Genomic DNA, 13,585 nt, shown 5'->3' with positions numbered 1-13,585 from the left:
CCAGTCGTGGCAAAAGAAAAAATTACAGCAAGAGCCCGCACACAATATACGGACTACATGGTGAAGGAACCGATGGAGCTCATGGAGTTTCTGGCAGCTAAAATGCCGGACGCCAGCCGCACCAAGCTGAAATCATTGCTGAGCAAACGCATTATATATGTGGACAGCGTTATCACTACACAATACAATTTTCCCCTGAAACCGGGTATGAAAGTACAAATCAGCCGTGAGAAGGGACGTAAAGAGTTCAACCATAAACTGATGAAGATTGTATACGAGGATGCCTATATCATCGTGATAGAGAAGATGCAGGGTTTGCTGTCCGTCAACACTGACCGGCAAAAGGAACGTACCGCCTATACCATCTTGAATGAATACGTGCAACGCTCGGGCAAGCAGCACCGTGTACACATCGTGCACCGCCTGGACCGTGACACCTCCGGCTTGATGATGTTTGCCAAAGACGAGAAGACCCAACGTACACTACGCGATAACTGGCATGACATTGTAACAGACCGGCGATACGTAGCCGTGGTGGTCGGCGAGATGGAAAAAGATGCAGGAACCGTGGTTTCTTGGTTGACAGACCGCAAGCTGTATGTATATTCAAGTCCGACAGATGACGGGGGACAAGAATCCATTACGCATTACCGTACCATCAAACGAGCCAATGGATACTCTCTCGTTGAACTGAACCTGGAAACGGGACGAAAAAACCAGATACGTGTACACATGCAGGATTTGGGGCATCCCATTATCGGCGACGGACGCTATGGACTGGAAGACGTAAATCCTATCGGACGCTTGGCCCTGCATGCTTTCAAACTCTGTTTCTATCATCCCGTCACGGGAGAGCTGATGCGGTTTGAAACACCTTATCCGGGAGAGTTCAAGAAATTGGTTTTGAAGAATAAGTAAAAAGCTGACATACAATAAAAAAACGGAGCAATTGATTTGCTCCGTTTTTTATTGATAAGCATGTCGTCATTGCCGACGCATACGAAAAGGCTGTCCGTGAATATTATCTTGATATTCCCTCCAGCTATTATACCAAGTACCACTGAAAGAATAAGAATCAGCCATGGCTCCTTCAATGTAAGCCATGCTGCCATCATCATAGAATTCCAATTCCATCAGATTGTAAGCCCCACTAACCCAATTCCATCTGAAAAGCAAATAATTCGGGTCGCCATATGAACCAATAGTACCTTGGTTACGCGCGTTAAAGGTCATAATCGTCCCCCTACCCCAAGTATATGCCCCAAAATCTATTTCTTCAGATGTATACCATTCACCGGGCAGATTATATTCCGTTTCTTCCTCACTATCACATGATGTCAATCCTAATACAAGGACAAACAACAATAACAATTTTGTGTATTTCAACATATTATTCATAAGCCATACTTTATTTATAATTAGCATCTACCATCATTACAACTACTCCATCCAGCTTGCCGGATAAATAATGCTCGCGCACCCATACATTATCAAAGTACTTGATTTCACCCGCACCGTAATTCAGCGTCAACCCCTCCATAGACTTGTCCATCCATTTCCAAGTAAAAGTACGTGAAGTCGTTTCATAGGGACGGGACTCGCCTCCGCGATAATACTCCCAGATTTCCTGTCCGGAATTATCAGCTTTGGCAAACTTCAGTTGATGACTGCATAACACTTCAACTCCATCTTTGTTTTCCGTCTGATATTCTTCTACCCACGTCTTTCCACACAATTTGTCGTCGCTATTCTGCATGGTATAATATACATCATCCCCACAAGACGCCAACCCAATCGTAAATACACACAACAGCAATATCTTCACATAATTCAAAGTCTTCATAAGTTATCGAGTTTAGTTAATACTTGCGGACAAACATACACAAAAAAAATGAAACACTTAATACTTCGCCTGAAATTTCTTGTAGAAGACAAGGAATAAAATAAATCCCATCAGTGCAAACGGTACGCCTGCCAATGCAGGATAACGGTAGCCTCCACTCAAGGCAAGGCCTCCGATATAAGCTCCGATAGCATTCCCAAAATTGAAAGCCATCTGCACACAAGCGCCTCCTAACATTTCTCCTCCAGGAGCCACACGAATCATCAACACCTGCTCCGGACTGGAGACGGCAAACAAACCTGCCGTACAGAGTGTCATCAATATTGCCGAACACCACGGATGGGGCGAGAGTAAAAATATCAATAATAAAATAACACATATCATCCCTTGCACCACCGTACCGACTTTCCCCGGAGTGTACCGGTCGGACATGCGCCCACTGACCAGATTGCCGACAACCATTCCGAATCCTGCCAGTACCATCAGTGCCGTAATGCTGTCCGCACTAAAACCGGAAACCTCGGTCAGCAACGGGGTGATGTAGCTATACCAGCAGAATACGCCACCGTTGCCCAAAGCCGTAGCTCCCAATATGAGCCACGGCGCCGGCTTCTTCAAAAAACGGAACTGTCCTTTAAATCCCGTGTCTTTCAGTCCTTCGACCTGCGGTACCCAACGCCAAATGTAGTACAGTGTTATCAATCCCCAGGCACCTACCAGCAGAAACGTGGCACGCCAAGACAGCGTATGGCTCAACGAAGTACCCAACGGCACCCCAAACAGATTGGCCACAGTCATTCCCGCTATCATAATTGAAACCGCCTCCGAGCTTTTCCCCTTATCAGCCAATTTTCCCGCAACAATGGAAGCCACCCCAAAATAAGCGCCATGAGGAAGTCCGGAAACAAAACGTCCCAACAGCAAGACCCAATAATTGGGTGCCATAGACGCACAAATATTACCCACAATCATTAATGTCATCAAGACCAGCAGAATCTGCTTCAACGGACGTTTGCGGGCCAGGAGCAGCATGGGTGCACCAAAACAGACACCCAACGCATACGCAGAAATGAAATGACCGGCCACGGGAATGCTGATTCCCAAATCAGTAGCCACATAGGGCAAAATACCCATCATCGTAAATTCGGCAATCCCCAGCCCCAATGTACCGAATGCCAATGCAATAAGACTCTTCTTCATACCTTAAAAAAACAACCTATATTTTTTACCGGGCGCAAAGATAATGACATTGCATTCTCCAAATAAAAAGGATACCGAATTATTTTCAGTATCCTTCTTCATTTTTTATCTTATATCAATTGTATACCCACCATTAAAGACTTCTCCCGGTATCAAGTGCTGCATCCAGTCCTTATTCTTATATTCACCTTTATAATGGGCACTGTCACAACGCCCGTACCACGGCTCGATGCAGACAAACGGAGCATTCTTGGCCGGAGGCGACCACAGCCCCACCACCGGAGTGTCGAAATACAGACTGAGATAGGGTTTCTTTTCCTTATTATATAATGTAACTTCTTTCACTTGACTGTTTTCCAGAATCAAGGCATCTTTATCAAAGGAGTGTATGTCCAAAGGCAGCAGGCCATCTGTCAACTCAAGCAAATATTCCTTATCCGGAGCGGCACATCCTTTCTCGGAGATAAGGATATAGTGCAAACCTTCCGTCTTATCAAAGCCGAAATATCCACGGTCCATTGTCTCCGCATCATAGTCCGGATAATAGAAAGCCGGATGAGCTCCTATCTGGAAGTGCATTTCGCGTGTTCCGGTATTGATGACTTTCCAAAGCACTTCAACCTTCTTTCCTTCTATCCGATAGCCTATCTCAAGACAAAACGGGAAAGGATATTTCTTGCGTGTTTCCTCACTGTCAACCAGTCGATAGCGTACCTCATCTTCCTGTTCAAATATCAATTCAAAATCCATATCGCGGGCAAAACCGTGTTGCGTCAATGCGTAGGAAACGCCTTCGTGGCGGTATTCATTCTCCCAAACGCTGCCTACAATGGGAAAAAGCACCGGAGAATGCCGTTTCCAGAAAGCAGGGTCTGCCTGCCAAAGATATTCTTTTCCATCATGCAAGATACTGCATAACTCGGCCCCATGTGGGGAGACTTTAATTGTCAGTTCTGAATTAGAAAGTGTTTTCATATCATATATCATTTTGTTATTTTCTCATATAGTGTGGCATCTCTCCGGGTATTTCCATCGAAATCTCCACCAGGCCACCGACCACTCCGTCCTGCTTCCATGCCGTCTGATAAATCATTTTCTTGACACCGTTCTTCTCAATGGTGTAGGCATTCACTCCCCCCGTCTCCAGCAGTTCGCGTATCTTGGCTTGCGATTGCGGGTTGTGGCAATCAAAGAGATTCTTGCCTATCAGGTCACCGTGTTTGGCAAACGTACGGCATGCTTTCTCGTTCATATATAGGATGATTCCCTTTGTGTCGCATACAGTTACGGCACAGTTCATTTCATTGGCCCATTCGTACATAATTCTTTATTTTTAATTGGCTATTTTCTATGCACTTGAAATGCATTTACAGAAAACTCTTCAAAGTCAAATGTCCTTTTCTCTATCGAATTATTATTGCATTAATCCTCCTTCTATGAAGAAAACGACTTCATTCAATCGTTCTTTATTCGATTCTTCATCTTTGAAAATAGCTGGAGTAAAGATTATCCTATCTTGAATCAGATTATCTACCAAATCCCACATGACTTCATGGTACAGCATCACCATTGCCACTTTTTCATTGTCAATACCATATTGGCTTGCTAAGGAGCCACAATTATTCTTTAGTTCCGCACTGATAGAGTTTACCAATTTTTCAGTTATTTGATGAAAGCGGTCTTGCCGTTTCTTTATAATAGGAAATAATACATCTCCATTATCATCTACCAGCCCATAAGGTTTTAACTGAGAAACGAGTTTGGCATCTGTTACTTTTCCAAATTGTGCTATTTCATCAGCACAATGGTCCATAATGTCGTTGTCAGGAGCAATGCCGCTATTGATGTAAGTCAAAATCAAATTCTGTTCTCCGAAACCATTCGTACCGCATGCAAAGCCATTTCTTGATTCGTATAATACCCAGTAACAGCCACTCCAGCTTGTATAATTGTCAACATCCTCAAACATGACTAACTTTGTCCACATTTTTCCATCCAGAAGGTATGAAAAAACAAGTGAGAGTACATTGTTCTTGAATCCCATTTCACTGATAGTTTGTGCCAATGATATAAAGTCTGCCTTTGTTTTGACATACATGGATTCAGCAATCTCCTTACTTAAGCTTCTTAGAGAATTGGTCTGTTCTTTGTCGAGAATGGGTATAGTAGCTTCCCATTTTCCTTTTGTTTTACTGACAAGTCCACCTACTTCCAATAACAATAATTGGCTATCAGAGCATTTAATACCCATTTCACGAAGTTCGGCTTGAGTACGTGGAGTCCGTAAATTGTATAGTATTTCCCAATTATTATCTGGCTTTACATAGTCTTCGGGCTGATGTCCGTTCACTGCAACAAACTGGGTTGCTTCCCATTCGCTATAAGGTCTTATCGATATTTGTGCTTTAATCATTGTGGTAACGGACAATAAGGTAAACAACAATAATAAGTCCGGATAATGTTTCATATATCGCTTAATTTTAGTTTTGTTCATCATTCATGCACTTCTCTTATGTAACAAAGATAACGTTTTTTTCAATTCCTCTCTCAAACCTATAACAAAAAACTTCCCGACTACCAATAAAAAACTTCCTAACTACTAATAGTAAAGTTTGCAAGTATAGAGATAAAGAATTACCTTCGCCCTTGGTTTGTCTATCCCAAGCCTTGGGATAGAAATCCCCAACCTTGGCATACACATCCGCAACCTTGGGACAAACTTTGTAAGCCCCAATAAACAAACGAACCTCATAACAACGCTACCATCATGGCAGAATACAACATGCAGGAACTGAACCTGCCGGGAGAAGACGGCAAACGCATCCTCTACCCACGAATGAAACTATACGGGCAGGTGGACTTGGAAACCATCACCGAAAAGATAGCATACGCCTCATCCTTCACACGAGGAGACATCATCGGACTGGTGCAAGCCATCACCGACGAAATAGCCTACCAAATGGGGCAAGGTTACTCCGTGAAGATTGACAACTTAGGAGTATTCACCCCTGCCCTCGGTCTGCGGCAAGACCGTGAACGGGAGACGGGCGAAGAAGGAGACACCAAGCGAAACGCCGTCAGCATCTGCCTGAAGGACATACATTTCAAGGTGGACAAAGAACTACTGTACCGTACCGCTCGCCATTGCCACCTGAAACGTTCCACCGACAAATTCCAACGCTCCTCACAAGTGTTTTCTCCGCAGGAACGGCTGGAACGGGCAAAAAAATACCTGGAAAAGAACAGCTTCATGACCCAAGCCGACTATTGCCAACTGACCGGCTTATTGAAGTCCGCCGCCTCCCGCGAGTTGCGCGAATGGATAGCCAATCCCGAATCGGGCATCGACTACAAAGGACGAGGAACACACAAGATTTATATTCTAAGGAAACCATAACCCACATCCATTGAAGTAACAAAAACAATGAAAATACTACATACCAGCGACTGGCACCTGGGACACACCCTCTACAACTACGACCGCACCGCCGAGCAGCAATCCTTCCTACGGCAACTCACCCGCATAGTAACCGAAGAGCAGCCCGACGCCATGGTGGTAAGCGGAGATATCTACCACTACTCCTCTCCCGCTGCCGCCACGCAGAAGATGTACACCGACGCCATGCTGAACATCCATCAAGCCTGCCCCGGAATGGCCATCGTAGTCACCGCCGGAAACCACGACAGCAGCTCGAAACTGGAGATAGACAGCAGCCTCTGGCAGCACTTCGGCCTGAATGTCGTGGGAAACATCGAACGTACAGCCGAGGAAGTGAATCTGAACAAGCATATCATCGAGATAAACAATGAAAAAAAGACAATAGGCTACGTCATTGCCGTGCCCCACGTCTATCCGCAAAACTTCCCCCTGCTGGACACTGAAACACCGCGCGACCAACGGCAGGCACGCTTCTTCCAGGCACTGCTGGACGAAGTGAAGAAACGGAATACGGCACAGCTTCCCGTCGTCCTCATGGCCCATCTCTCCATTGAAGGCAGCGACCGTAGCGGGCACGATGAGAGTATCGGCGGAATAGAGTATGTTCCCCTCAGCGCTATGGGAGAAGGATACGACTACCTGGCACTCGGACACATCCATTGCCCTCAGGACATCAAAGGCAGTCATCACCACGCACGCTATTGCGGCACTCCCCTCCCCGTCAGCTTCGACGAAACCTATCCGCACTCCATCTCCATCATCGAGTTGGAGAAAGGGGCAGAACCACAAATCAGTACAAGGGAAATTGAAAATCCGATTCCGCTCGTCACACTTCCCCATGACCCGACACCTTTCGAAGACGCCTTGAAATTACTGGAAGAATATCCGGAAGAGAAACCTGCATACCTCCGTCTGAATGTGCTGACAAAAGGCTACCTGCCCCCCGACTGCAACGAAAAAGCCTCGAACGCCGCCAAAGGCAAGGCATGCAAATATTGCTACATCAAGACTACCCGAGAGCGGCAGGCCGACACTGACGAGAGCAAGCCTATCTCCATCCAAGAGATGCAGGAAATGTCTCCCCTGGAAATAGCCAGACTCTACTACCGCGAAACCGAAGGAGAAGAGATGGACCCAGAACTTTGCCAGCTGATGGAGACTGTCATGCAAAAAGTGAAAAGCAAGAACAACTCCTAATCATTTGTCCGGAACATGAAACTCCAGAAACTGACCATAAAGAACCTTGCCTCCATAGAAGATGCCGTCATCGACTTTGAGAACGGACCGCTAAGCGAGGAATCCCTTTTCCTTATCTGCGGCGAGACGGGTGCAGGGAAGACAACCATTCTCGACGCCATCTGCCTGGCACTCTACAACGAAACGCCCCGCATGGACCATGCCGAGAACGAAAAATACAAAGACCTGAGCCAGACTTTCTCTGCCAAAAAGGAAGATGTTGCCATCAACGACAGCCGGCAACTGATGCGCCGTAACACCAGTGAAGCATGGACGGAGCTGGAGTTTACCGGCTCGAACGAAACGCCCTACACCGCCCGATGGTACGTGGCACGGGCACACCGCAAGATTTCAGGAGCCGTGCAAGATGTGCGCTGGACACTGGAAAACAAGAAAAGCGGCGCACAGCTCAACAAAAAGAATGAGATAAAGGCAGAAATACAAGCTGCAGTGGGGTTGACCTTCGAACAATTCTGCCGCACCACCATGCTGGCGCAAGGCGACTTCACCAAGTTCCTGCAAAGCAAGGAAAGCGAAAAATCGGATATTCTGGAAAAGCTGACCGGTACAAGTATCTACTCCGAAATAGGTGCCGAAATATATGCCGCCACCAAGGAAAGACGGACGGAATACGAAAACCAGAACCGGAAGCTGGAAGGCATCCACATCCTGGCAGAAGAAGAAGTCACTGCAATCAAGGAAGCCATAGCCACGCAAAATGCCGGAGTCAAGGAAGCCAATGAGCAGAAAACTACCGCCCTCGCAAAACGGGACTGGCTGAAGAAATACTCCGAACTCCTCCTCACCCGTGAACAGCAAAAGAAGATGTGGGAAGGGAAGCAAGCGCAACTGCAATCGGACGAATTCAAACAGAAAGAACTGCTGATTAAGGAATGGAACGCCACCGCCGATGCCCGCAACTGGCTCTCTACCTTGAAACAACAGCAACAGCAACAACAACAGAACCATGCACAAGCCGGGATACTGAGAGCATCCTTTGCCCGGCTGGACGGAGGAAGCAAGTGGCTATGCGGTTTCCTGAAAGAGCAAGAAGACAAGCTGCATCGTGCCGAGAAGTATTTGCAAGAGCATTCGCCCTTACTGCCCATGTTCGAGCAAAGCCAATCCATCATTACCGGCCTAAAATCCGCACTCGATGCCCAAACACGCATCGGCACCTACAACGCGCACCTTGAAAGACTTGCCGCGCAACAACCCGTAAAAGTCAAGGAGCGTACCGACAAGGAAGCTGCCCTCACCCGGAAAGAACAAGAGAACCATGCATTGCAAAACGAAATAAACCTCCGGAACAAGCAGCTTGAAACCATGGACCGCCCTGCCCTGCAAGACAAGAAAAACAAACTCGATGCCGGACGGGAGAACCTGCTACAAGCCTTGAGCGCCTTGTCTTTACTGGCTGAAACGGAAAGGACACTGAACGAGGCGAAGGAAAACGAAAAGGCTTTGAACGCCAAAGTGGAGGCGTGCCAAAAGCAATACGTCCTCCTGCAAACGGCATTCGACAGCAGGAAAACAAGTTATGATGACATCCGCACCCTCTACGACAAGCAAAAGGAAGCCGTAGAAGAGTGGGCAAAGGAAACACGCTCCCGGCTTGTCGTCGGGGATACTTGCCCCGTGTGCGGACAAGAAATAAAATCGCTTTGCAAAGATGAAGATTTCCAGTCTGTCCTTGCTCCCATACGCACCTCCCTGAAAACAAAAGAGAAAGAATACAAGGAAACCGAGCAGGCATTGAACAACAACCGGACAGAATCCAATACCTACGGAACGCTGGCAGAGAATGCCCGTCAGTCCACAGCAAGAGCGCTCCGGAGCTACAACCTTGCCCACACTGACGCACAGGCCAAATGCGCCCAATGCAACGGCGTCGGCCTCTCCACAACCACCGGCGAAACCCTGAAGAAGCTACTGGAAGAGAACAAGCTGGAAGCAGACAAACTGAACGAAAAGCTCACGGAAGTTCAAAAGCTCAGCGCACAAATCATAGCTCTGCAACGGCAAAAGGACGAATGCCAAAAACATGTGGACGCTGCACGCCAAGCCTTCAACTCTGCCGACAGAGTGCTGAATGAGCTGAAAAACAGCATCGTCAATTACGAGTCGCTCACCGCCAACGAAAAGGAGAACATACGTGCCACCATGGACCGCGTCACTCCCCACATCCTCTGGGAAGGATGGAACACGGAATGGAAGAACTCCCCCCTCTCCTTTATTGACCGCCTGACGCAAGCTACGCGCAACTACCGTCTGGCGCAGGAAAAACAAAGAGAACTGAAATCCGCCATTGCCCTTATCCACAAAGAGCTGGAAGGGATAAACATCAACAAGGAAAGCATCGATGCCGCATTCCCCGACTGGCGCAACGCACCTGCAGCAACACAGGAAATGGAAATCAAGGACCTGGGGATTGCCTGGAATAATCTGAATACACAAGCAAGCGGACTGAAACAAAGCATATCCTCCACCGCAGACCAAATGGCGAGGCTGCAAAAGGATTTAACCGGGTTCTATGCCGCCAACCCCACTCTCGACGAGGAGCGTATCACCGTCCTATCCGCTTGGTCCGGCTCCCGGATAGAAGCATTGCGTGCCTCACTGCAGACACTTAAAGAGGAAGAAGTAGCTGCATCGACCTCCTTTCATCTGGCCACCGGACAAGTGGAAGAGCACATCAACCGGAAGCCCGAAATAGAAGAAAACGAAAACCTCGAAACCCTGGATGCACTCATCGCGAATCTCGAAGAAAAGATAACCGCCGGCAACCAATCCATCGGCCAGCAGAAGTTACGCCTGGAAGAAAACACCCGCAACATCGACCGGATAAAGGAAGAAAAGGAACGTGCCGACCGGCTGCGCGAAGAGTATCTGAAGTGGGACCGCCTCTGCCGCCACTTCGGTGACGAACGGGGAAAGAACTTCCGCAACATAGCCCAGAGCTTCGTCTTGAAAGAACTGCTGGCAGGCGCCAATTTCTATCTGCAACGCTTGACCGACCGCTACGAACTGGAGTGCCAGGCCGGTTCGCTCACCATCCTGCTGCGCGACTTCCATCAAGGAGGCTCGGCACGTCCGGCATGCACCTTGTCGGGCGGCGAAAGCTTCCTGGTATCTCTGTCACTTGCCCTCGGACTTTCTTCCCTCAGCCGCCAGAGCCTCTCGGTAGACACACTGTTCATCGACGAAGGTTTCGGCACACTGAGCAGCGACTATCTGAACACCGTTATGGACACATTGGAAAAACTGCACCAGATGGGTGGCAAGAAGGTAGGCATCATCAGTCACGTGGAAGGACTGAAAGAGCGCATAAAGACCCAGATACAAGTACGGAGGATAGACAGTTCAAGAAGCGAAATAGAAGTGGTGAATACCCTCTAAGCTGGTATCGGGATAAAGAAAACGAATGTTTTTTCGGCTCTTGATAGTACAAGCACCTGCATTATTGTGTATTTTTGCAGTCTCATAAAAAAGAAAAGACAATGAAAAAGTTCATGAAAGGAGTCCGGTTTACTCCTAAAAACTATTCCGACGAAGTAGAAGCCAAAATTCAACATTATAAGAAAGAAGGATATAAACTGCCGATGCGAAGCGCACTCCGCACCGAGGAGCAGTTGGCCGGTATCCGCGCAAGCGCCAAAATCAACACGGCCCTGCTGGATTATCTCTCCGAGAACATTCGCGAAGGCATGTCCACAGCTGAAATTGACCATATGGTGTATTGCTTCACCACAGACCACGACGCCATCCCCGCCCCCTTCATGTACGAAGGCTTCCCCAAAAGTGTGTGCACCAGCATCAACGATGTAGTGTGCCACGGCATTCCCAGCACCAGGGAATTCCTGAAAAGCGGTGACATTGTAAATGTCGATGTATCCACCATTTACAAAGGTTACTTTGCCGACGCATCACGCATGTTCATGATTGGCGAAGTCAGCCCCGACATGCAGAGACTGGTACAGGTCACCAAAGAATGCCGTGACATAGGCATACAGACCGCACAGCCCTGGGCACGCCTCGGTGACGTAGGCGCCGCCATCCAGGAGCATGCGGAAAAGAACGGATACAGCGTGGTACGCGACCTCTGCGGACATGGCTGCGGCGTCAAGTTCCACGAAGAACCGGATGTGGAACACTTCGGCAAACGCGGTACGGGCATGCTGATAGTGCCGGGCATGACGTTCACCATCGAACCGATGATTAACATGGGAAGCTACGAAGTCTTTATCGACGAAGCCGACGGATGGACCGTCTGCACAGACGACGGACTGCCTTCTGCCCAATGGGAAAGCCAAATCCTGATTACTGAAGACGGAAACGAAATATTGACACAATAAGGCGGAAACTTCAAAACACTTATGGAGATAGTATTACTGATTATAGGGATAATCATCGGAACCGTAGTCGGCTATCTGGCGGCAGACCGCAAGTCTGCCGCACTGAGGGCGGAAATCAGCGGGACAAAGAAGGAAATAGAATTATTGAAGCTGCAGAAGGAAGAAGCCGAAGCGTTGCACAAGCGCATGAACACCGAGTTCGAGAATCTCTCCAACCGTATCTTCCAGAGCAAAGCCGAAGACTTTACCAGGCTGAATACCGAACACCTGGGCAATCTGCTCCGTCCGCTGGGCGATAACCTGAAGGACTTCCGCCAAAAGGTGGAACAAGTATACAGCACCGAAGCCAAAGAACGCTTCTCGCTGGGTGAACGCATCAAGGAACTGGTGGAACTGAACAACCGCCTCAGCGAAGATGCCAACAACCTGACTCGTGCCTTGAAAGGAGACTCCAAGATGCAAGGCAACTGGGGCGAAATGATTCTGGAACGTCTGTTACAAGCCTCCGGACTGATTGAAGGCGAACACTACTTCCGCCAGGAGTTTCTAAAAGACGAACGGGGCGAAGCCATCATCAACGAGGAAAGCGGGCAGAAGATGCAGCCCGACATCATCGTGAAATACCCCGACGAACGGGAAATGATTATCGACTCCAAAGTGTCGCTGACTGCCTATGCCGCCTACACCTCTGCCGAAAGCAAGGAGGAGCAGGCACACTTCCTGAAAGCACACCTGCAATCTGTCCGCTCCCACATCGACGAGCTCAGCCATAAAGACTACTCGCATTATGACGCTCAATCACCGGATTTCGTTATGATGTTCATCCCCACCGAAGGTGCCTACCTCCTCGCCATCCAAAGCGATGCCCACCTCTGGGAATATGCCTACAACAAAAAGGTGGTACTAATGAGCCCCACCAACCTGATTAGCGCCCTGCGCCTCTCGCTCGACCTTTGGAAGAAGGAGAACCAGGTAAAGAATGTGCAGGCCATCATCAAGCGCGGCACCATCTTATATGAAAAGATTGCAGGCTTTACCGACACCTTCCTCGGTATCGGCGACCGGCTGGCCAGCCTGCAAAGGGATTACGACAAAGCCTTCAACCAGCTCTCGGACGGTAACGGCAGTGTAGTACGCCAGGCCGAAATGCTGAAAGGCATGAGCCTCACTCCCAAGAAACGCATTTCTCCAAGATTGCTGCCCAAAGATACCATTCAAGAAGAAACAGAAGAGGAAAACGATAACATTCAATAAAACATCCAACATGAAAACTCTGAAAGACCGCATTCTCCTTCACCAAGAACCATTCATACGAGGTCTGTGTCAACAGGAATTACCACCGGAGAAGTAACAGCCATTCTGGCAAATGCACCGATTCATATCAAGGAATAAAGAAAAAGCGACGAAGAATCCACTCCACTTTCTTTCAATAGAGAGGAAATGCCCCGAACAAAAAACTCCGGCAAAGCCCTGAAGGCCAAGCCGGAGTTTTTTTATCTCAAGACGGACAAG

The 13,585-nt window shown here is 48.2% G+C and carries 12 protein-coding genes; 6 read left to right on the top strand and 6 right to left on the bottom strand.

The genetic code is table 11. From position 1 onward, the window contains the following. The first annotated feature begins 6 nt into the window (after positions 1 to 6). Positions 7 to 918: an RluA family pseudouridine synthase gene (locus DWZ03_RS13760; protein WP_008663283.1), complete on the top strand. Its 912-nt coding sequence runs from the start codon at positions 7 to 9 to the stop codon at positions 916 to 918. A 66-nt stretch (positions 919 to 984) separates the two neighbouring features. On the opposite strand, the gene DWZ03_RS13755 is transcribed toward DWZ03_RS13760, so the two are convergent. From DWZ03_RS13755 to DWZ03_RS13730, 6 genes are all read right to left on the bottom strand, one after another. Next, complete coding sequence (locus tag DWZ03_RS13755; protein ID WP_120130292.1) at positions 985 to 1,398, bottom strand: hypothetical protein; 414 nt, start codon at positions 1,396 to 1,398, stop codon at positions 985 to 987. A 10-nt stretch (positions 1,399 to 1,408) separates the two neighbouring features. Continuing rightward, a complete protein-coding gene (locus tag DWZ03_RS13750) occupies positions 1,409 to 1,843 on the bottom strand; it encodes a hypothetical protein (protein WP_120130278.1) in 435 nt (144 codons plus the stop codon). A 57-nt stretch (positions 1,844 to 1,900) separates the two neighbouring features. After that, positions 1,901 to 3,043: an MFS transporter AraJ gene (gene araJ, locus DWZ03_RS13745; protein WP_120130277.1), complete on the bottom strand. Its 1,143-nt coding sequence runs from the start codon at positions 3,041 to 3,043 to the stop codon at positions 1,901 to 1,903. A 105-nt stretch (positions 3,044 to 3,148) separates the two neighbouring features. Next, on the bottom strand, positions 3,149 to 4,018 hold the full coding sequence (locus DWZ03_RS13740) for an aldose 1-epimerase family protein (protein ID WP_120130291.1): 870 nt from the start codon (positions 4,016 to 4,018) through the stop codon (positions 3,149 to 3,151). Between the two features lie 16 nt (positions 4,019 to 4,034). Beyond that, positions 4,035 to 4,364: a PAS domain-containing protein gene (locus DWZ03_RS13735; protein ID WP_005828341.1), complete on the bottom strand. Its 330-nt coding sequence runs from the start codon at positions 4,362 to 4,364 to the stop codon at positions 4,035 to 4,037. Between the two features lie 93 nt (positions 4,365 to 4,457). Beyond that, complete coding sequence (locus DWZ03_RS13730) at positions 4,458 to 5,540, bottom strand: hypothetical protein (RefSeq protein ID WP_120130276.1); 1,083 nt, start codon at positions 5,538 to 5,540, stop codon at positions 4,458 to 4,460. Positions 5,541 to 5,810: 270 nt separating this feature from the next. Here DWZ03_RS13730 and DWZ03_RS13720 point away from each other — a divergent pair, with 270 nt between their 5' ends. The 5 genes from DWZ03_RS13720 to DWZ03_RS13700 all read left to right on the top strand — a co-directional run bounded on the left by DWZ03_RS13720 (position 5,811) and on the right by DWZ03_RS13700 (position 13,327). Continuing rightward, a complete protein-coding gene (locus DWZ03_RS13720; protein ID WP_005836463.1) occupies positions 5,811 to 6,440 on the top strand; it encodes an HU family DNA-binding protein in 630 nt (209 codons plus the stop codon). A gap of 27 nt (positions 6,441 to 6,467) precedes the next feature. Further along, on the top strand, positions 6,468 to 7,679 hold the full coding sequence (locus DWZ03_RS13715; RefSeq protein WP_120130275.1) for an exonuclease SbcCD subunit D: 1,212 nt from the start codon (positions 6,468 to 6,470) through the stop codon (positions 7,677 to 7,679). Between the two features lie 15 nt (positions 7,680 to 7,694). After that, positions 7,695 to 11,117: an AAA family ATPase gene (locus DWZ03_RS13710; protein ID WP_120130274.1), complete on the top strand. Its 3,423-nt coding sequence runs from the start codon at positions 7,695 to 7,697 to the stop codon at positions 11,115 to 11,117. 101 nt (positions 11,118 to 11,218) lie between these two features. Beyond that, complete coding sequence (gene map / locus DWZ03_RS13705; RefSeq protein ID WP_005828329.1) at positions 11,219 to 12,073, top strand: type I methionyl aminopeptidase; 855 nt, start codon at positions 11,219 to 11,221, stop codon at positions 12,071 to 12,073. Between the two features lie 21 nt (positions 12,074 to 12,094). After that, positions 12,095 to 13,327 carry a DNA recombination protein RmuC gene (locus tag DWZ03_RS13700; RefSeq protein WP_005828327.1) on the top strand — a complete coding sequence of 411 codons (1,233 nt, stop codon included), beginning with the start codon at positions 12,095 to 12,097 and terminating at the stop codon, positions 13,325 to 13,327. Positions 13,328 to 13,585: the final 258 nt, after the last annotated feature.

Origin of the sequence: Bacteroides sp. AF29-11, from assembly GCF_003602895.1 — a bacterium.
Lineage (GTDB): Bacteria > Bacteroidota > Bacteroidia > Bacteroidales > Bacteroidaceae > Bacteroides > Bacteroides uniformis.
The sequence above is the reverse complement of the archived record's forward strand: the minus strand, read 5'-3'. Positions and strand labels throughout refer to the sequence as shown.

What these genes read in the sequence shown, in the direction of transcription:
- DWZ03_RS13735 (WP_005828341.1), bottom strand. Translation starts at nt 4,364, where the DNA reads ATGTACGAATGGGCCAATGAAATGAACTGTGCCGTAACTGTATGCGAC.
- DWZ03_RS13720 (WP_005836463.1), top strand. Translation starts at nt 5,811, where the DNA reads ATGGCAGAATACAACATGCAGGAACTGAACCTGCCGGGAGAAGACGGC.
- DWZ03_RS13740 (WP_120130291.1), bottom strand. Translation starts at nt 4,018, where the DNA reads ATGAAAACACTTTCTAATTCAGAACTGACAATTAAAGTCTCCCCACAT.
- DWZ03_RS13755 (WP_120130292.1), bottom strand. Translation starts at nt 1,398, where the DNA reads ATGAATAATATGTTGAAATACACAAAATTGTTATTGTTGTTTGTCCTT.
- DWZ03_RS13750 (WP_120130278.1), bottom strand. Translation starts at nt 1,843, where the DNA reads ATGAAGACTTTGAATTATGTGAAGATATTGCTGTTGTGTGTATTTACG.
- map (WP_005828329.1), top strand. Translation starts at nt 11,219, where the DNA reads ATGAAAAAGTTCATGAAAGGAGTCCGGTTTACTCCTAAAAACTATTCC.
- araJ (WP_120130277.1), bottom strand. Translation starts at nt 3,043, where the DNA reads ATGAAGAAGAGTCTTATTGCATTGGCATTCGGTACATTGGGGCTGGGG.
- DWZ03_RS13730 (WP_120130276.1), bottom strand. Translation starts at nt 5,540, where the DNA reads ATGATGAACAAAACTAAAATTAAGCGATATATGAAACATTATCCGGAC.
- DWZ03_RS13715 (WP_120130275.1), top strand. Translation starts at nt 6,468, where the DNA reads ATGAAAATACTACATACCAGCGACTGGCACCTGGGACACACCCTCTAC.
- DWZ03_RS13700 (WP_005828327.1), top strand. Translation starts at nt 12,095, where the DNA reads ATGGAGATAGTATTACTGATTATAGGGATAATCATCGGAACCGTAGTC.
- DWZ03_RS13710 (WP_120130274.1), top strand. Translation starts at nt 7,695, where the DNA reads ATGAAACTCCAGAAACTGACCATAAAGAACCTTGCCTCCATAGAAGAT.